The following is a 17,155-nucleotide window of genomic DNA, read 5'->3' as shown; positions in this document are numbered from 1 at the left end:
CTTGCGGCGAACGCTGCTGGCGGCATCACTGAATTCGAGAACGGGGCATCACCATGCCTGTCTACACAGTTCACGCTCCCTCACCCGCAGGAGCCGACCCGCGCGCGACCGACAAGTTCGTGTTCGTGCGCGACGGCTTTCATTTCTGGGCGATGATCTTCGGTCCGTTCTGGCTGTTGTGGAATCGGCTGTGGCTGGCGCTGATCGGCTATCTGATCTTCCTGGCCGCGTTCAACGCGGGGCTGTCGAGCCTCGGCGTCGGGCGCTCCTCGATCTTCTTCGCCGATTGCATCGTCGCGGTGCTGATGGGCCTCGAAGCCTCGAGCCTGCGCCGCTGGACCTTGTCGCGCGGAAAGTGGCGGCAGCTGGATATCGTCGTCGCCGACGACAGCGACACTGCGGAGCGCCGCTTCTTCGAACGCTGGAGCCAGAAGCAGAACGGCAGCGCTGGCGATCAATGGGCCGTCGATCGCGGCGGCCCGCCGCCGACCCGGAATGTGCCGGGCCAGCCATTCTCGAACCCGCCGCCGATTCCAGCCGGCGGCATCATTGGGTTGTTTCCAGAACCGGGAGGGTCAAGATGAGCGTCGCCATCATCGATTACGGTTCCGGCAATCTGCATTCCGCCGCGAAAGCCTTCGAGCGCGCCGCGCGCAGCCTGGAGAGCCCGCAAAAGGTCTTTGTTACCAGCGATCCGGACCAGGCTTACGAGGCCGATCGCCTGGTGCTGCCGGGTGTCGGTGCCTTCGCCGATTGCCGCCGCGGGCTCGATGCCGTCAACGGCATGGTCGAGGCCATCACCGAAGCGGTGCGCGTCAAGGCGCGGCCGTTCTTCGGCATCTGCGTCGGCATGCAGCTGATGGCGAGCCGCGGCAAGGAACACGTCGTCACCGAGGGCTTGAACTGGATCGGCGGCGACGTCGAGAAGATCACGCCGCGCGATGAAAGCCTGAAGATCCCGCACATGGGCTGGAATACGCTGGACCTGCTGCAGGAGCATCCGGTGCTGAACAAGCTGCCGCTCGGTCCCAAGGGCCAGCACGCTTATTTCGTGCACTCCTACCATCTCAACGCCGCCAGCGAGGCGGACGTGCTTGCGCGCGCCGATTACGGGGGGCCCGTCACGGCGATCGTCGGCAAGGACACCGCCATCGGCACGCAATTCCACCCCGAGAAGAGCCAGCGCTTCGGGCTGGCCCTGATCTCGAACTTCTTGCGATGGAAACCGTGATTCTCTTTCCCGCGATCGACCTCAAGAACGGCCAGTGCGTGCGCCTCGAGCAAGGCGACATGGCGCGCGCGACCGTGTTCAATCTCAATCCGGCCGCACAGGCGCAGAGCTTTGCCGAGCAGGGGTTTGAGTTTCTTCACGTCGTCGACCTCGATGGTGCCTTCGCCGGCAAGCCGGTGAATGCTGACGCCGTCGAGGCGATGCTGAAGACGATCGAGATCCCGGTCCAGCTCGGCGGCGGCATTCGGGATCTCGCGACCGTCGAAGCCTGGCTCGACAAGGGCATCACCCGCGTCATCATCGGCACCGCCGCGGTGCGCGATCCTGAATTGGTGAAAAGCGCCGCCAAAAAATTCCCCGGCCGCGTCGCGGTCGGGCTCGATGCGCGCGACGGCAAGGTCGCGGTCGAAGGCTGGGCCGAGACCTCGCAAGTGACTGTGCTCGAGATCGCCAAGCGCTTCGAGGATGCCGGCGTTGCCGCCATCATCTTCACCGACATCGCGCGCGACGGCTTGCTCAAGGGCTTGAACTTAGAGGCGACCATCGCGCTCGCCGAGGCCATCTCGATTCCCGTGATCGCCTCCGGCGGCCTCGCCTCGATCGAGGACGTGAAAGCCATGCTGACGCCGCGCGCGAAGAAGCTCGCCGGCGCGATCGCCGGGCGCGCGCTCTATGACGGCCGGCTCGATCCCGCCGCCGCCCTCACGTTGATCCGCGACGCGCGCAGGAGCTGACCCATGTTCAAGGTGCGCGTGATCCCCTGCCTCGACGTCAAGGACGGCCGCGTCGTCAAGGGCGTCAACTTCGTCGATCTCAGGGATGCCGGCGATCCCGTCGAAGCCGCCATCGCCTATGACGCCGCCGGCGCCGACGAGCTCACCTTCCTCGACATCACCGCGACCCATGAGAACCGCGGCATCATGCTGGACGTGGTCCGGCGCACGGCGGAAGCCTGCTTCATGCCTGTCACCGTCGGCGGCGGCGTGCGCGAGGTCAACGACATCAAGACGCTGCTGCGCGCCGGCGCCGACAAGGTGTCGATTAACAGCGCCGCGGTGTCGCGGCGCGAATTCGTCAAGGAAGCCGCTGAAAAATTCGGCGAGCAGTGCGTGGTGGTCGCGATCGATGCCAAGCGCGTCAAGCGTCCGGGCGGCGACCGCTGGGAGATCTTCACCCATGGCGGGCGCAACTCGACCGGCATCGACGCGATCGAATACGCGCAGGAGGTGGTTTCGCTCGGCGCCGGTGAAATCCTGCTCACCTCGATGGACCGCGACGGCACAAGGCAGGGATTCGATATTCCGCTGACCCGCGCGATCGCCGACAGCGTTCCCGTTCCCGTGATCGCCTCGGGCGGCGTCGGCAATCTCGACCATCTCGTCGACGGTATCCGCGACGGGCACGCCACGGCGGTGCTGGCGGCTTCGATCTTCCATTTCGGGGAATTTACGATTCGTGAGGCCAAGGAGCACATGGCGCGGCGTGGGCTGCCGATGCGCCTGGATGCCTGACGACTCCGGTTCGTAACGATGCTAACATTGGCGGACGGGGATGGCCGCCGTGGCCAAATCTGTTGCCAAGCTTGCTTTCAAGCGTGTTTCCGAGTGAGTCCGATGCCGCGTTTCACGATCCATGATCTGGCCGAAACCATCGACGCCCGCGCAGCGTCCGGCGGCGAAGCATCGTATACCCGCAAGCTGCTCGACAAAGGTCCCGAGCATTGCGCCAAGAAGTTCGGCGAGGAAGCAGTCGAAACCGTAATCGCTGCAGTCGAAAACGATCGCGCGCATCTGATCGCTGAAAGTGCCGACCTGCTCTATCATTTCCTTGTGCTGCTGAAGGCGCGCGGCATAAAGCTGGAAGAGGTCGAGGCCGCGCTGGACAAGCGGACCTCGATGTCGGGGCTGGAAGAGAAGGCGTCGCGCAAGGGCGGCTAGGCAAGGGCGAATAGATCGCAACGGAAAGGCGGCGTCATGGATATCCGCGCACCCGAGCAGCAGTACAATCCCTACCGCGTTTATACGCGCGAGGAATGGGCGCGACTGCGCGACGATACGCCGATGACGCTCGAGCCGGGCGAGTTCGACCGGCTGCGTTCGCTGCACGATCGCCTCGACCTGCAGGAGGTCGAAGACATCTATCTGCCGCTGTCGCGCCTGTTGTCGATCTACGTCGATGCCATGCAGCGGCTGTACTACGCCGAGCGCCAGTTCCTCAACATCAGGGACCGCAAGGTGCCCTACATCATCGGCGTCGCCGGCTCGGTGGCGGTCGGGAAATCCACCACGGCACGCGTGCTCCAGGCCCTCTTGGCGCGCTGGTCGCCGCGGCCGAAAGTCGAGCTGATCACCACGGACGGATTTCTCTATCCCAATGCGGTGCTCGAGCGGCACGGCATCATGCAGAAGAAGGGTTTTCCGGAGAGCTACGATCTGCCGATGCTGCTCAACTTCCTCTCCGACATCAAGGCCGGCCGCCGCCACGTCCGTGCGCCGGTCTATTCGCATCTGACCTACGACATCGTGCCGAACCAATGGGCCGAGATCGACCAGCCCGACATCCTGATCGTCGAAGGCGTCAACGTGCTGCAGACCGGCAAGCTGCCGCGCGACGGCAAGGCGGTGCCGGTGGTTTCCGACTTCTTCGATTTCTCGGTCTATATCGACGCCGACGAGGCGGCGCTGCGGCAATGGTACATCAAGCGCTTCCTGGCGCTGCGCGACACCGCATTCACCAATCCAAAATCCTACTTCAACCGCTATGCTCTGTTGTCGGACGAGGAAGCCACCGCGACCGCGATCGCGATCTGGGAGCGTACCAACCTCGCCAATCTCGAGGACAACATCCTGCCGACCCGGCCCCGTGCGACGCTGATCCTCAAGAAGGGCGCCGACCACACGGTGGAGAGCGTGGCGCTCAGGCGGCTGTAATCGCCTTGGTGCCCGGGCCCTGCCCATTCGCGCAGAGTATCTTTTGATGCAGACCAACGATGGGTATTCCGCTATTCCTTGGAAAACGGCGGGGGCACACCATGGTTGATCGTCTCAGGAGCGCTGCGGAGCAGCTGGAAGCTCCGGTCTGCCCGGACTGCCATGTCGAGATGAAGTGGTTCCGCTCGGAATTGCTCACGGACGAGCCGACCCCGGTCATCGCGCATCTCTTCGTGTGCCCCCATTGCAAGCGCGCCGCGCAGGCAAATACCGTCTTCCGGGGAGGCCAGACGACGCCGGACAAGCTGTCTGCACCGCGCTTTATTGTCTCTGCTGCATGAGATTGCGCATCGGCCGGATCGCCCGCTCCAGGCCCGGCATGACGATCATTTCGGGGCCCCCTGTTTCGACTTCGAGACGACGAAGATGTGCCACGTCGTCAGAAACATTGCAGCGACGAGCGGGCCGATCACGAACCCGTTCGCTCCGAACGTCGCAAGGCCGCCCAGCGTGGCGAGCAGCACGATATAGCTCGGCATCTGGATCGACTGGCCGACCAGGATCGGGCGGAGAAAATTGTCCGCAAGGCCGATCACGAAGGTGCCGAAAGCGAGCAGGATGAGTCCCTTCGTGACCGAACCTGCCACAAGCAGGTAAAGCGCAACCGGAACCCAGACCAGCGCGGAGCCGAGCACCGGCAGCAGCGAGAGCAGCGCCATCAGCGCGCCCGCCAGCAGCGGCGCGGTGAGGCCGAGCAGCCAGAAGATGAGCCCGCCGAGTGCTCCCTGTATCAACGCGACGAGAACGATCCCCTTGATCGTTCCACGAACCGCCAGGGTGAAGACATCGAGAATTTCCGCGGTATGGTTCGGGCTCAGCGGGAGCGCCTCGCGAATGCGGGCATTGAGCTCGTCACCGTCGCGCAGCAGGAAGAACAGCAGGTACAGCATCACGAGCAGGCTTGCGACGAACTCCAGCGTCACCTGACCGATGTTGATCGCATGCCCGGCCAGCTGTTGGCCGGCAGGGACGACCAGACCCGACAGGCGTTCCCTCAGGGCCGAAAAATCGATGCCGGCCAGGCGGTCCCCGAGCGACGCAGCCCAGGCGGGCAGCGCGGATTTCAGCTGCTGCAGGGGATGAACGAGGCTGGTCTCCCCGCTCTGAACGCGCTGATACAGCTCCCCGCCCTGGTCGATCAGCGACGCGATGATGATCGCCACGGGGATCAGGACCATAACGACCACCACGATGACGGTGACGAGGGCGGCAAGGTTGTGCTTTTCGGGCACGGATTTCAGGATCCGTCGATAGAACGGGGCGAAGATGATAGCCAGCAGCGTGGCCCACAACACGGCACCGGAGAACGGCCAAAGCACCCAGACGAACGCGACGGAGATCGCGCCGAGCAGGATGAGGAATGAACGATTCTCCGATGTTCTCACGTGTTCGCCAGCTCTTCGCTCGTTCGCCAGATGATGTCCGTAGCACAACATCGTGGCGGAGCGGCAGGTCCTCACCTGCCCGCTTTTGCGATCCAATCCGCAAGCGTGATGCGCCCTGCGAAGGTGGCGGGACCCGAGCTGCCGGCCTTGTAGACGAAGGCCTCGCCTTCCCCGACGTTGCCGGCGTCCTTGCCGAAGGCATCGGCGATGTTGGTCTTGTGGGTGACCAGGACGGTGTTGGTGCCGGACTGCGGCGGCGCATCGACGAGCTGACGCACGGCCTGCCCGGCCTTGGCATTGGCGCCGGTCGGGTTTGCCATTCCCGATGCGCTGGCGTTGCTGCTGTCGGTCAGGGCATCGACCGGCTTGACCTCACGGCCGGAGATCAGCTTGCCGGCCTCGACCGCGCGGTTCAGCCGGCTGGTGTAGACGTCGCCGATGGGGATCGCGAGGTCCTTGATCGCCGTCCCGATCTGGCGCGCCGCGTCCCTGCCCTTCTCGCTGAGCTGACGCTGGGCACTCATGTCGTCGAACTTGAAGGGATAGACATCCTTCTGGCTGTCGTCAGTTGCGGTGTGTCGGAAGATCAGGACGTAGCCGCCCTGCTTGAGCGACGAGATGAGGTCCGGTGTGTCGGCGGCTGCGTGGCGGGAGATTCCAGCCAGGAGAACAATCAGGGCGAGGCGGCAAAGCACGTTCATGCGCAAATCCTTTGGTTGCAAAATGCCCCCGGTGGGATCGTGACGCGCAACGCGCTCAATTTCAATTGCGATCGTCAGACGAGATCAGGTTCCCGTGAGATCCGGAACCGTCTGGTGCCGGGATGCGGCGAGGCCCGCCAGAGCCTCCTCGAGTTTCTCACGGTCGACCGGCTTGATCAGAAATCCGTTCATGCCTGCCTCGAAGCAGGCATAACGATCCTCCACCAGCGTGTTGGCGGTGAGCGCCAGGATCGGCGTCCGGGAATCGCCCAGCGCGGCCTCGTGCGCGCGGATGCGCTTTGTCGCCTCGATGCCGTCGAGCTGCGGCATCTGGATGTCCATCAGCACGAGATCGTAGGGCGTGCCGGCCGATGAGGCGGCGAGCCAGGATTCCAGCGCGGCCTCGCCTTGGACGGCAATGACGACGCGGTGGCCGAGCTTGGTCAGCAGCGAGCGCATCAGCAAGGCGTTGATCTCGTTGTCCTCGGCAACGAGGATCGACAGGCCTTTCACCGGCGCGGGGCCGGCGGAGGCCGGCGGCGGCTCCGGCGCGAGATCGGGCGAGGCGACCTCCGGCGTCAAAGCGAGGCGTGCGGCAAGCGAGGCCGCGCGCAGCGGCTTCACCAGAAAGCCGGTGAAGGCCGCCGACAGCTTCTCGTGCCGCGAGCTCGACGTCAGCAGCACGAGGCGCTGCAAGGCATGCGCGCGGGCGGCCTCACCGAGCTGATCGGCCGCGGCGGGGCCGATCGCCCGATCGATCAGCACCGTGTGCCAGGAGCGTTCCGGCAGCAATGCTTCGGCGACCGCCGCATCTGCAACCAGGCAGGTCTGGCCGCCCCAGCGTTCGAGCCGCCGCGCGATGAGCGAGGCTTCGATGCCGTCGGCGACGAGGAGCATCGACTTGCCGGTGAGGTCGGGACTCGGAAATGCGGTCTGCCCGGCGCCGCCTTGCGACGGCGGAAGCGGCACCGCGACCTCGAAGGTCGAGCCCCTGCCCGGCTCGCTCGTGAGCGTGATCCGGCCGCCCATGCGCTTGACGATGCGCTCGCTGATGGCGAGGCCAAGTCCGGTGCCGCCATAGGTGCGGGCGACGCGCTCGTCGGCCTGCTCGAATTCGCGGAAGATGCGCTGCTGGGCTTCGGCTGCGATGCCGATGCCGGTGTCGCGAACCAGGAAGCTGATCTCGTTCGGCCAGATGCCGGGCTCGACGATCAGCGCCACGCCGCCGCTGCTCGTGAACTTGATGGCGTTGCCGGCGAGGTTGAGCAGCACCTGGCGCAACCGCGCGGCGTCGCCGACCACTTCGAGCGGCAGGCGCTCGTCGACATAGGCGGCGATCTCGAGCGACTTCGCCTGCGCGCGCGGCGCGAGCAGCTCGGTGATCTCTTCGACAAGTGTCGAGAGCGCGAAGGGACGTTGATCGAGGTCGAGCTTGCCGGCCTCGATCTTGGAATAGTCGAGCAGCTCCTCGATCAGCGCCATCAAGGCTTCGCCCGAGGTCTTCACCGCCCTGGCATAGGTCGCCTGCTCCGGCGTCAGATCGGTGTCGAGCAACAGGCCGCCCATACCGATGATGCCGTTCAGGGGGGTGCGGATCTCGTGCGAGGCCATCGCCAGGAAGCGCGACTTGGCGCGGTTGGCGGCGTCGGCCTGGTCGCGCGCGTCGGACAATGCGCGCTCGGTCTCGGTGCGGTCGGTGACGTCGCGTCCGACGCTCTGCAACTCGGCGGGCTGGCCGGCATCGAGGCGGACATAGCCCTCGCGCCAGGCGATCCAGCGCGCGCCGAGCGGGGTTGCGATCTTCTGGTCGTGGATGCGCGTGCCGCTGCTCTCGCGGGCACTGTCGCCCTGCTCCAGCACGTCGAAATCGAATCGCGTGCCGACCAGCGCGCTGCGCGCCTGTCCCGCGAGCGCGCAATAGGCCTCGTTGGCAAAGGTGACGCGGCCGTCGGTAGCGCGCAGCACGATGAGGTCGCCCTGCTGCTCGAACAGGCTGCGGGCGCGCTCTTCCGCTTCCTTCAGCTCCCAATTGCGGTCGATCAAGGCTTCGTTGTGGGCGGCGAGCGTCCGCAGCCGCTTATTGACGAAGCGCAGACGCATGCTCAGCGTCGCAAGGCCGAGGCAGGCGAGCGCGAACAGGAAGCTGGCGCCGATCGCAAAGGTGTGGGGATCGTAGCCGGAATTGTCGGACCGGCTGCCGGAGACGAAACCATAGGCGCCGCCGAACGTCGCCGAGAAGATCATGAAGGAGCGGATCGCGAAAGCGAGCCTCGGATGCCGTCGCCTGAAACGACGCATGCGCACTTTGATCCGGAACGTCCGACCCATCGCAACCGACCCTTGCCTGAAACCCCGCCGCCGCGTGCGACGATGGCCCGCCGACCTTGCGAACAAATTGCGGCGGTGGCGCCGCCTCCGAACAGGGTTGACGAGACGTTAACGGGTCAGAGCATGATCCGGACCCGAAGGGCCGCGTTAGCGAAAAGTGTGCAGCGGTTTTCCTTCGCGACAAACGCGGAACGCGTTTGCGCGGAGATCATGCTCAAACACAAAGCTCTAAAGCGATGCCGCCTGGAAGCGGCCATGGCCGCCGCGGGCGCCGACGATCAGCGCCGCCGCCTCGCGCGGCGAGAACGTCTTTGAGCGCACATAGATGCGGTAATCCGCCGGTCCTTCGCTGGAGAGATAGACCACCTGGCCGCCGTCGACCGGCTGCGCGGCGATCGAGACGAGACGCGTCGAAGGGCTGGCCTGGCAGGTGTCAGGCTCGGAGCCGAGGCCGTCGTCGACCACGGCAAAATCCGCGGCGTCGGCATCCTCGGTGATCTGGACCCGCACCGTTGCCCGCGCGGGATCGTCGGTGAAGGCGACATGCACACCGGCGGTCCAGAACAGCGAGGTGAGCTCGACCGATGTGTCGCCCAGCGCGATGCAGGGATGCGACACCGATCCGATCTCGGCGCGGGCGAACACCGCAGCCGCCAACAGGGGAACAGCCGAGGCCAGGAACTTGAAACGCAACATGACGCTCTACTCGCTAGGCCCCGGGAACTCACAACCGAAACGCGTCGGGCCTTATGGTTTGCAGAGCGTAAAGGAAAGTCGTTACCGCCGGGTTGATGCGCGGAATGATCAAGCCAGCTGGCGCACATCCTCCGCGAGTGCGCGGTACGACAGCGCTTCGGCGAGGTGCAGCCGGCCGATCTTGTCGGCATGGTCGAGGTCGGCCAGCGTGCGCGCCACCCGCAGCACGCGGTGATAGCCGCGCGCCGACAGGCGCATGGTCTCCGCGGCGTCGCGCAGCAGTTTTTGGCCCTGCGCGTCCGGCTTTGCGATCTCCTCCAGCACGGAGGCGGGGGCTTCAGCATTGGTGCGGACATGGGGCAGGCCTGCATCCGCATAGCGCGCCAGCTGGATGTCGCGCGCCGCCGCCACGCGGGCAGCGACCTCGGCCGATCCTTCCGACGGCGGCGGCAGGATCAGGTCGGCGGCCGTCACCGCCGGCACCTCGATGCGCAGATCGATGCGGTCCATCAGCGGACCGGAGATGCGCGCCTGGTAATCGCCGGTGCAGCGGTCGATGCGGCCGCGCTTGCAGGCATAGCCGGGCTCGAACGCATTGCCGCAGCGGCAGGGATTCATCGCCGCGACCAGCATGAAGCGGGCAGGGTAGGTGACGCGATGATTGGCGCGCGACACCGCGACCTCGCCGTTCTCCAGCGGCTGGCGCAGCGAATCCAGCACGCGCGGATCGAACTCCGGCAATTCGTCGAGGAACAGCACGCCCTGATGTGCCAGCGAGATCTCGCCGGGCTTGGCGCGCGCGCCGCCGCCGGTGAGCGCGGCCATGCTGGCGGAATGGTGCGGCGAGCGGAACGGGCGCCGCGCCGTCAGCGCGCCGCCTTCGATCTCGCCGGCGACCGAGGCGATCATGGAGACCTCGAGCAGCTCGCTCGGCGACAGCGGCGGCAGGATCGAGGGCAGGCGCGCGGCCAGCATCGATTTGCCCGCGCCCGGCGCGCCGATCATGAGCAGGTGGTGCCCGCCGGCGGCCGCGATCTCCAGCGCGCGCTTGGCGCTTTCCTGGCCCTTGATGTCGCGCAGGTCGAGCGTCGAGGCGGCGGCCTCGTGCACCTTCGGCGTCGGCCGCGACAGCACCTGGGTGCCCTTGAAATGGTTGGCGATCTGGATCAGCGAGTGTGCGGCAATGATCTGGATGTCCGGGCTCGCCCACGCCGCCTCGGAGCCGCAGGACGCCGGGCAGATCAGTCCTTCCTCGCGCATATTGGCGCCGATCGCGGCGGGAAGGACGCCGGCCACCGGCGCGATCGAGCCGTCGAGGCCGAGCTCGCCGAGCACGGTGAAGCCGGTCAGCGCATCGGGCGGGATGGCGCCTATCGCGGCCATCAGCCCAAGCGCAATCGGCAGGTCGTAATGGCTGCCCTCCTTCGGGAGGTCGGCCGGGGCCAGATTGACGATGATCCGCCGCGCCGGCAGCGCCAGCCCCGAGGCGATCAGCGCCGAGCGCACCCGCTCGCGCGCCTCCGACACCGCCTTGTCCGGCAAGCCGACGATGGCAAAGGCCGGCAGGCCAGGCGCGACCTGCACCTGCACGTCGACCGCGCGGGCCTCGATCCCCTCAAAGGCGACGGTAGAAACCCGCTGAACCATGCCGAACCAGCCTGCCCATTGCTGCAATTAGGGGTAGCAGAGCGCGGCCGTTTCCGCAAGAACAATACGGGAACAATCGCTTGGCGGCCGGTCAAATCCTAACCAATCGTAAACGCAGCCCAGACACTACGTCTCGAATGCCGCCTTCTCTCCTCAGCACATTCCAACGAATGTCCGCTACTCCTAGGGCTGCGGGATGGGCCGTGGTCTAACGGGTGAACAGTTCAAATGCTTGCAAATCGCCGGAGAAGCGAACGTCGGGTGTGCAGCCGCCTCGCCAAGATCCATTTTGGCGCGGGCTCGCTGCCGCGGGATTGCACGATCACGGACATTTCGGATGGCGGCGTGAAAGTGGTGGCGGAATTTCTGGAAGTGCCGCCGCAATTCACCATCATCTTCGCGCCTGATTATTCCCGCCAATGCCGCCTGCGCTGGCGCATCGGCTGCGAATTCGGCGCCGAGTTCGTCGACTGAACCTCAACAGGCGCGCCTCCTTAACGGGACTTTAGCGTTAATGGGTAAGCATCTCTGATCAGTTGCCGAGTGATCAGAGTATGCCCAAGCGTTCGTTCCTCGCCTTATCCCCGGCGGGATATCTGTGTTCCGCCGTCCTGATCCTCGCCCTCGGCGGCTGTCAGACGGCCGGCATCGACGACGTCACCGGTGCGCTCGGCGGCAAGCGGGAGTCCGCCGCCAAGTTTGACGGCAAGTCCGACAGCAAGGCCGACCCCACGCCGGAGATGGACGCACTTCGCGAGCGTTATCGCGCCAAGCCGAGCGATCCCGCCATTGCTCTCGAATACGGCAAGGCGCTGCGTGGCAGCGGCCAGCGCGCGCAGGCGGTCGCAGTGCTGGAGCAGGCCGTGCTCGCCCGTCCTGGCAACAAGGCGCTGCTCGCCGGCTACGGCCGCGCGCTCGCCGACAACGGCAATTTCCAGCAGGCCTTCGACGTCCTCGGCCGGGCGCATTCGCCCGAGGATCCCGATTGGCGCATCCTGTCGGCGCAGGGCGCTGTGCTCGACCAGCTCGGCCGCAACGAGGAAGCCCAGCAATATTACGCTGCGGCGTTGAAGATCGTGCCGAACGAGCCGACCGTGCTGTCCAATCTCGGCCTGTCCTACATGCTGCAGAATAATCTATCGAAGGCCGAACAGGTGCTCGGCCGCGCCCATCAGCGCAATCAGAACGATGCGCGGGTCCGCGCCAATCTGGCGCTCGTGCTGGGATTGCAGGGTCGCGAGGCCGAGGCCGAAATCCTCGTCAAGGCAGATCTGCCGCCGGACCAGGCCGCGGCCAAGGTCGCGGCGCTGAAGCAGCTGCTGGCGAAAAAGCAGCAGCGGGCGGACAGGTAGTCCGCCCTAGAGCATGATCCGGACCCGAAGGGCCGCGTCAGCGCAAAGTGTGAAGCGGTTTTCCCTCGCGACAAACGCGGAAGGCGTTTGCGCGGAGATCATGCTCAAATAAGCCGCGCCTACGACGCCTTGCGATGCGGGGCCGAGCTGCGCCCCGACTTGCCCTTCAGCTTCTTCAAAAGCGGCTCGAGCAGCGAGCGCTTCGGCTTCTTCACCTCGCCGCGGCCGGCGAGGCGGTTCGCCATATTCTGGAACAGAACGGTGGTGCGGTGGGTCCTGGAGACCTCCGCGATCATCTGGCCGTTATTGGCCGCGGTCGAGAACAGTTTCGAATCGAACGGGATCACCGCGATCGGCTGGCTCTCCATGGTCTTGGCGAAGGCCTTGACCTCGATCTCCGCACGCTTGTGCATGCCGACCTGGTTGAGGCAGTACAGCGGCGGCCGGTCGTTCGGTCGCGCCGCCTTCAGCACGCTCAGCATGTTCTTGGTGTTGCGTAGATTGGCGAGATCGGGCTCGGCCACGATCACGATGTCGTCGGCGTTCACCAGCGCGCGCCGGGTCCAGCCGGACCATTGATGGGGCACGTCGAGCACGATGCAGGGCGTCGTCATGCGCAGCGTGTCGAACACGGCATCGAAGGCTTCAGCACCGAAATCGTAGACGCGGTCGAGCGTGGCGGGCGCCGCCAGGAGGCTGAGGCGATCGGTGCATTTGGCGAGCAGGCGCTCCATCAGCGCCGTGTCCGGCCGGTCCTGCGACAGCACCGCGTTGGCGATGCCCTGCACCGGATCCTGGTTGTAGTCGAGGCCCGCGGTGCCGAAGGCGAGGTCGAGATCGATCACGACGGAATCGAGCGAGAGATCGCGGGCGATGGTCCAGGCCAGATTATGCGCGACGGTGGACGCGCCGACGCCGCCTTTGGCGCCGACCACGGCGATGACGCGGCCGGTGATGATGGCTTCCGAGGCCGAGAACAGGCTGCAGATCGAGCGGACCACGTCGATGGTTTCGACCGGGCCGACCACGTAGTCGTTGACGCCGCGGCGCACCAGCTCGCGATAGGGCGCGGTGTCGCTGGGGCTACCGATCACGACCACGCGTGTGCCGGGATCGCAGACGCCGGCGAGGTCGTCCAGTCCTTCGAGGATGTCGCGCGTGCCGTCGGACTCGATGACGATCACGTTCGGCGTCGGCATCGATTCATAGGCTTCGATCGCCGCGGCGAGGCCGCCATCCTTGGCGCTGAGATGGGCCTTGGCGAGCCGGCGGTCCTGGCCAGCCGCGGTCACCGCCTTGAGCGTCTGCTCGGTCTCGCAGAAGGCTTGCACCGAAATGCGAGGAACCGGGGCGATGTGTTCCTCGGGATGCTGCGGATCGTCCGCGTCTTCGTCGTGGATGCCTGTCATTTGGCGGTATCGCTGAGTTTGGCCTTGTCGGATTCGGGATAGGTGGTCGTCGTCGTCGTGCCCTTGCGATAGCGATCGAACGCGATCTCGCGCCGTGCGGTATAGGCGGGCGTCTCGGCGCGCGGTTGCTCGAGGTCAGCCGGGTTGTCGATCATCGCGGCGAGATTGCGCTGGCTGGCGCAGCCCAGATTGAAATAGGGGCGGTTCTCGGTGTAGCCGGGGTTGAGGATGTTGGGGCCGACGTCTTCGGGCCAAAGCCCGCAGGGGCCGGCGACCGCGGTGATCTTGGAATAGCTCAGGCGGATGGTGGGCAGCAGCCCGGGATCATCGGGGCGATAGGGCCGCCGGACGATGGCGCGCGACGGCACGCCGCCGGACATGAGCACCGAGCGGATCTCCTGATAGGTTGCGGCGGCCGCGCGCGAATTGGCGGTGTCGACCGGCACATCGACGGCGACCGAGCCGGTGCCTTCGCGCATCCAGTCCCGCGCGATGCCCGCGACGTCCGAATGCTGCGCAGCCGAGAGGCCGCCCCTGCTATTGCCGACGAAGATCACGATCGACTTCTTGCCTTCCTGCACCGCAATCGGATGGCGCTGGCGATAATCGGTCGGCACCGTCTGGGTGACGATCTCGGTGGTGTTGCAGGCGCCGAGCATGACGGAGAGGCCCGTCAGTGCCAGTGCGAACCGCAAATTGCGCCGTCGATCGGCTGATGTTGTCGTCATCCCCTGATCCCTCCTGCCCCTGCCTTGCCCGGTCCCCGAACCGTTCGTCTCAGTCGATGATGAAGCCGAAATCGCCCGGCGTGCCGGCGACCGGATCGACACGGCTCGCGATGCCATAGAGGCGGTTGACCCGGCCGAGCAGCGCCCTCTGTGCGTCCGAGGCCGGCGCGAAGCCGTCGTCGGGCCGCGACAATTCCTTCTGGGCAACCGCGCGCACCACGTAAGGCGTCACGATCACCATCAGCTCGGTCTCGTTGTTGACGAAGTCCTGGCTGCGGAACAGCGCGCCGATGATCGGCACCTGGTCGACACCGGGCAGTCCGTTGATCGCCTGCTTGGTCTGCTGCTGGATCAGGCCGGCCATCGCCATCGAGCCGCCCGAGGGAATCTCCAGGGTCGTTTCGGCGCGGCGGGTCTGGATCGATGGAATGGTGATCGAGTTGGTCGAGGACCCGGTCACGGCCTGCGTCAACGTGATCGAGTTGGTGTTCGACAGCTCCGAGACCTCGGTCATCACGCGCAGGCTGATGCGGCCTTCGCTGAGCACGACCGGGGTGAAGTTCAGCGAGATGCCGAACTTCTTGTAGGTGACCTGGGTGGTACAGACGTGAGTGACCGGATCGCAGGCGTAGCCCCCGGGAATCGGGAATTCGCCGCCGGCGATGAAAGTGGCGGATTCGCCCGAGATCGCGGTCAGACTCGGTTCGGCCAGGGTCCGCATGACGCCGGCGCTTTCCATTGCCCGCATCGTGGCGTTGACGGTGGCGACGCCCTTGGCGAGGCCGGTGACGCCGAGCCCATTACTGCTGACGATCGGTCCGCCAGAGACCGAGAATGGGTTGGAATTGTTGAAATTCACCACCGCCGTGCCGGCATTCAGGCTGGCGCTGAGATCGACGCCGAGCTGCTTGACGATGTCGCGGCGGACTTCGCCGACCACGACCTTGAGCATGACCTGGTCGCGGCCGCGCACGACGATGTTGTTGACGACCTTGTCCGCGCCGCCGACCAGCTTTGCGGCAACGTCGCCGGCCTGCTGGGCCTCGACCGGGCTCGACACCGAGCCGGTCAGCATCACGCTGTCGCCGACGCCCTCGATCTGGACGCCCGGCAGCGACTGGCGCAGCGCTGCTCGCATGCCGTTGAGGTCGCGCTTCACCGCGATGTCATAGGAGGCGACCTGCTGGCCGTCGGCGGCGAAGAACACGACGTTGGTCTGGCCGACCTGGCCGCCGATGATATAGGCGCGCTGGGCCGAGCGGATCACCGCATTGGCGATCTTGGGATCGGCCACCAGCACGTCCTTGACCTCGCGCGGCAGGTCGATGACGACGGACTTGCCGATGCCGAGCGACAGAAAGCGCGACCGCGCCGGTGCGATAGTCCCAACCGACGATAAGCCGAGATCCGACGCCTGCATCGGCGCCTGGTCGCCGACCGGCGCCTCCGCAGCACTGAGGACGCCGGAAGCCGCGAGCAGCCCCAGCACCAACATCGTCCCCGCCAGGACCGAGCGCACGCGCTTCCCCCGAATGCGCAAGCCCGTCCGATCACCCCCGTAGTTCATGCTGTCCCCATCACTTCTGTGACGTCAGTTGCCGTGCCTGGACGCCGTAACGGATTACGTTCACGCCGCCCGGGCGCTTGATCGCCTGGTCCTCGGGCGTGCCGTCGACTGCGTTGGCATCGACGATGCTGCGCAGCGCGAGTGTCAGAGTGCCGCCCTGGCGTGCGGCCGAAAGCGTAGCGATCTGGTCGGGCCGCAGCTCGAGCGTGACGGTCTTGCCGACCACCGCGTTCTGGCCCTCCTTTTCCTTCGGGGCCTGGTCGATCGCGAGCACACGAATGTTGGTGAGAATGACCTCGGACAGGATGAGGTCGTTGCCGCCGGTCGGGCCGTTGGTGTTGCCGCCGTCCGGATTCTTCAGCCGGCGGGTCAGGACGATGTCGACGCGGTCATTCGGCAGGATGAAGCCGCCGGCGCCGGTTTCGGCTGAAATCTCGGTGGAGACGGCACGCATCCCGGACGGCAGGATCGCGGCCATGAAGCCGGAGCCTTCGGCCTTGACCAGCTTCTGCTCGCGGATCGGCTCGCCCTGCATCAACGGCACGCGCGCGATCGAGCCCGCGATCTGGGTCGGTGCCTCGGGCCTGCTGTCGCGGCGGATGAAGGCGCTGCTGGCTGTTGCCGCGGGCCAGGCCTGCCATTGCAGGTCCTCGGGCTTGACGGCCTGGCCGAGCTGGATGTCGTTCTTGGCGATGAGGACCTCGACCGTCGGCAGCTTCTCGGCGACGGGCAGGACGGCCGCGGGCGGATTCTGATAGCCGCTCGCCAGATATGCAGCGACGCCGCCGGCGCCGAGAGCGATGACGAGAACGACAATGCGTGCGGTATTCATACGCTTCTACTCTTACGCGGGGCACTCGAACCGCACCTGGCGTGTTCCCCCGCGTCGATGAGTAGGCAGCAAAAGTATAAGGGGTGTTGCGAGGCCGAACGTGATCGCCGGCCGCGATGCTGGTTTTCGGCAGATGGTGAACGCGGCGTTATTGGGTCGGCCAACGGCCCCGTAGTTTCACCTACGCGGGCACGTACGTTCGCATGACGCGCGCGGCGTCATGGTGAATACGTCGTTAGCGCGCGAGGTGGCCGCGAGCGTCGTCCGTAGCCGGGATGGAGACCAAGCG

18 protein-coding genes are annotated in these 17,155 nt (G+C 65.9%); 9 read left to right on the top strand and 9 right to left on the bottom strand.

Features of this window, described 5'->3' with window-relative positions:
- Positions 1-53 precede the first annotated feature (53 nt).
- The 7 genes from I6F37_RS26320 (at position 54) to I6F37_RS26290 (ending at position 4,502) form a co-directional block, all read left to right on the top strand.
- A complete protein-coding gene (locus I6F37_RS26320) occupies positions 54-584 on the top strand; it encodes a DUF2628 domain-containing protein (protein WP_109141959.1) in 531 nt (176 codons plus the stop codon).
- Positions 581-1,231, top strand: coding sequence for an imidazole glycerol phosphate synthase subunit HisH (gene hisH / locus I6F37_RS26315; protein ID WP_036003163.1), 651 nt, complete (start codon positions 581-583; stop codon positions 1,229-1,231). Before I6F37_RS26320 ends, hisH begins: the two co-directional genes overlap by 4 nt.
- Entirely contained in the window at positions 1,228-1,965 is a 738-nt protein-coding gene (gene hisA / locus I6F37_RS26310) for a 1-(5-phosphoribosyl)-5-[(5-phosphoribosylamino)methylideneamino]imidazole-4-carboxamide isomerase (protein WP_225153118.1), read from the top strand. Before hisH ends, hisA begins: the two co-directional genes overlap by 4 nt.
- A 3-nt stretch (positions 1,966-1,968) precedes the next feature.
- The gene (gene hisF, locus I6F37_RS26305) at positions 1,969-2,742 is read left to right on the top strand and encodes an imidazole glycerol phosphate synthase subunit HisF (RefSeq protein ID WP_018646048.1); all 774 of its coding nucleotides are present in this window, start codon (positions 1,969-1,971) and stop codon (positions 2,740-2,742) included.
- A 102-nt stretch (positions 2,743-2,844) separates the two neighbouring features.
- The gene (locus I6F37_RS26300) at positions 2,845-3,168 is read left to right on the top strand and encodes a phosphoribosyl-ATP diphosphatase (protein ID WP_036044993.1); all 324 of its coding nucleotides are present in this window, start codon (positions 2,845-2,847) and stop codon (positions 3,166-3,168) included.
- Positions 3,169-3,204: 36 nt separating this feature from the next.
- Positions 3,205-4,161 (top strand): type I pantothenate kinase, encoded by a 957-nt coding sequence (gene coaA, locus I6F37_RS26295; protein ID WP_036003185.1) that lies wholly within the window; start codon positions 3,205-3,207, stop codon positions 4,159-4,161.
- Positions 4,162-4,262: 101 nt separating this feature from the next.
- Positions 4,263-4,502, top strand: coding sequence for a hypothetical protein (locus I6F37_RS26290; protein ID WP_036003274.1), 240 nt, complete (start codon positions 4,263-4,265; stop codon positions 4,500-4,502).
- Between the two features lie 45 nt (positions 4,503-4,547).
- Here I6F37_RS26290 and I6F37_RS26285 read toward each other — a convergent pair whose 3' ends face one another.
- The 5 genes from I6F37_RS26285 to I6F37_RS26265 all read right to left on the bottom strand — a co-directional run bounded on the left by I6F37_RS26285 (position 4,548) and on the right by I6F37_RS26265 (position 10,978).
- Positions 4,548-5,606 carry an AI-2E family transporter gene (locus I6F37_RS26285; protein ID WP_225153116.1) on the bottom strand — a complete coding sequence of 353 codons (1,059 nt, stop codon included), beginning with the start codon at positions 5,604-5,606 and terminating at the stop codon, positions 4,548-4,550.
- A gap of 71 nt (positions 5,607-5,677) precedes the next feature.
- Positions 5,678-6,307, bottom strand: coding sequence for a histidine phosphatase family protein (locus I6F37_RS26280; protein ID WP_036024309.1), 630 nt, complete (start codon positions 6,305-6,307; stop codon positions 5,678-5,680).
- Positions 6,308-6,391: 84 nt separating this feature from the next.
- Complete coding sequence (locus tag I6F37_RS26275) at positions 6,392-8,635, bottom strand: PAS domain-containing hybrid sensor histidine kinase/response regulator (RefSeq protein ID WP_225153114.1); 2,244 nt, start codon at positions 8,633-8,635, stop codon at positions 6,392-6,394.
- A 228-nt stretch (positions 8,636-8,863) separates the two neighbouring features.
- Complete coding sequence (locus I6F37_RS26270; RefSeq protein WP_036003195.1) at positions 8,864-9,331, bottom strand: hypothetical protein; 468 nt, start codon at positions 9,329-9,331, stop codon at positions 8,864-8,866.
- Between the two features lie 108 nt (positions 9,332-9,439).
- Complete coding sequence (locus tag I6F37_RS26265) at positions 9,440-10,978, bottom strand: YifB family Mg chelatase-like AAA ATPase (RefSeq protein ID WP_036003197.1); 1,539 nt, start codon at positions 10,976-10,978, stop codon at positions 9,440-9,442.
- 228 nt (positions 10,979-11,206) lie between these two features.
- On the opposite strand from I6F37_RS26265, the gene I6F37_RS26260 reads away from it, so the two are divergent.
- Together I6F37_RS26260 and I6F37_RS26255 are read left to right on the top strand one after the other, a co-directional pair.
- Positions 11,207-11,452: a PilZ domain-containing protein gene (locus I6F37_RS26260; protein ID WP_018644993.1), complete on the top strand. Its 246-nt coding sequence runs from the start codon at positions 11,207-11,209 to the stop codon at positions 11,450-11,452.
- Between the two features lie 80 nt (positions 11,453-11,532).
- On the top strand, positions 11,533-12,330 hold the full coding sequence (locus I6F37_RS26255; RefSeq protein WP_109141931.1) for a tetratricopeptide repeat protein: 798 nt from the start codon (positions 11,533-11,535) through the stop codon (positions 12,328-12,330).
- A gap of 119 nt (positions 12,331-12,449) precedes the next feature.
- On the opposite strand, the gene I6F37_RS26250 is transcribed toward I6F37_RS26255, so the two are convergent.
- The 4 genes from I6F37_RS26250 to cpaB are packed head-to-tail and all read right to left on the bottom strand — an operon-like array spanning position 12,450 to position 16,866.
- A complete protein-coding gene (locus I6F37_RS26250) occupies positions 12,450-13,739 on the bottom strand; it encodes an AAA family ATPase (protein ID WP_036003204.1) in 1,290 nt (429 codons plus the stop codon).
- On the bottom strand, positions 13,736-14,467 hold the full coding sequence (locus I6F37_RS26245) for a CpaD family pilus assembly protein (protein WP_225127983.1): 732 nt from the start codon (positions 14,465-14,467) through the stop codon (positions 13,736-13,738). Before I6F37_RS26245 ends, I6F37_RS26250 begins: the two co-directional genes overlap by 4 nt.
- 49 nt (positions 14,468-14,516) lie before the next feature.
- Positions 14,517-16,034: a type II and III secretion system protein family protein gene (locus tag I6F37_RS26240; protein ID WP_057030542.1), complete on the bottom strand. Its 1,518-nt coding sequence runs from the start codon at positions 16,032-16,034 to the stop codon at positions 14,517-14,519.
- 10 nt (positions 16,035-16,044) lie between these two features.
- Positions 16,045-16,866 (bottom strand): Flp pilus assembly protein CpaB, encoded by an 822-nt coding sequence (gene cpaB, locus I6F37_RS26235; RefSeq protein ID WP_036024324.1) that lies wholly within the window; start codon positions 16,864-16,866, stop codon positions 16,045-16,047.
- Positions 16,867-17,155 lie beyond the last annotated feature (289 nt).

Origin of the sequence: Bradyrhizobium sp. NBAIM08, assembly GCF_020193935.1 — a bacterium.
GTDB lineage: Bacteria > Pseudomonadota > Alphaproteobacteria > Rhizobiales > Xanthobacteraceae > Bradyrhizobium > Bradyrhizobium yuanmingense.
This window is presented reverse-complemented; position numbering and strand designations above follow the sequence as displayed.

Bases quoted from the DNA above. Each gene is read 5' to 3' on its own strand.
- I6F37_RS26255 (WP_109141931.1), top strand. From the start codon at position 11,533: ATGCCCAAGCGTTCGTTCCTCGCCTTATCCCCGGCGGGATATCTGTGT.
- I6F37_RS26300 (WP_036044993.1), top strand. From the start codon at position 2,845: ATGCCGCGTTTCACGATCCATGATCTGGCCGAAACCATCGACGCCCGC.
- hisF (WP_018646048.1), top strand. From the start codon at position 1,969: ATGTTCAAGGTGCGCGTGATCCCCTGCCTCGACGTCAAGGACGGCCGC.
- I6F37_RS26270 (WP_036003195.1), bottom strand. From the start codon at position 9,331: ATGTTGCGTTTCAAGTTCCTGGCCTCGGCTGTTCCCCTGTTGGCGGCT.
- hisH (WP_036003163.1), top strand. From the start codon at position 581: ATGAGCGTCGCCATCATCGATTACGGTTCCGGCAATCTGCATTCCGCC.
- I6F37_RS26320 (WP_109141959.1), top strand. From the start codon at position 54: ATGCCTGTCTACACAGTTCACGCTCCCTCACCCGCAGGAGCCGACCCG.
- I6F37_RS26275 (WP_225153114.1), bottom strand. From the start codon at position 8,635: ATGGGTCGGACGTTCCGGATCAAAGTGCGCATGCGTCGTTTCAGGCGA.
- coaA (WP_036003185.1), top strand. From the start codon at position 3,205: ATGGATATCCGCGCACCCGAGCAGCAGTACAATCCCTACCGCGTTTAT.
- I6F37_RS26260 (WP_018644993.1), top strand. From the start codon at position 11,207: ATGCTTGCAAATCGCCGGAGAAGCGAACGTCGGGTGTGCAGCCGCCTC.
- I6F37_RS26280 (WP_036024309.1), bottom strand. From the start codon at position 6,307: ATGAACGTGCTTTGCCGCCTCGCCCTGATTGTTCTCCTGGCTGGAATC.
- I6F37_RS26290 (WP_036003274.1), top strand. From the start codon at position 4,263: ATGGTTGATCGTCTCAGGAGCGCTGCGGAGCAGCTGGAAGCTCCGGTC.
- I6F37_RS26245 (WP_225127983.1), bottom strand. From the start codon at position 14,467: ATGACGACAACATCAGCCGATCGACGGCGCAATTTGCGGTTCGCACTG.
- I6F37_RS26240 (WP_057030542.1), bottom strand. From the start codon at position 16,034: ATGAACTACGGGGGTGATCGGACGGGCTTGCGCATTCGGGGGAAGCGC.
- I6F37_RS26265 (WP_036003197.1), bottom strand. From the start codon at position 10,978: ATGGTTCAGCGGGTTTCTACCGTCGCCTTTGAGGGGATCGAGGCCCGC.
- I6F37_RS26250 (WP_036003204.1), bottom strand. From the start codon at position 13,739: ATGACAGGCATCCACGACGAAGACGCGGACGATCCGCAGCATCCCGAG.
- cpaB (WP_036024324.1), bottom strand. From the start codon at position 16,866: ATGAATACCGCACGCATTGTCGTTCTCGTCATCGCTCTCGGCGCCGGC.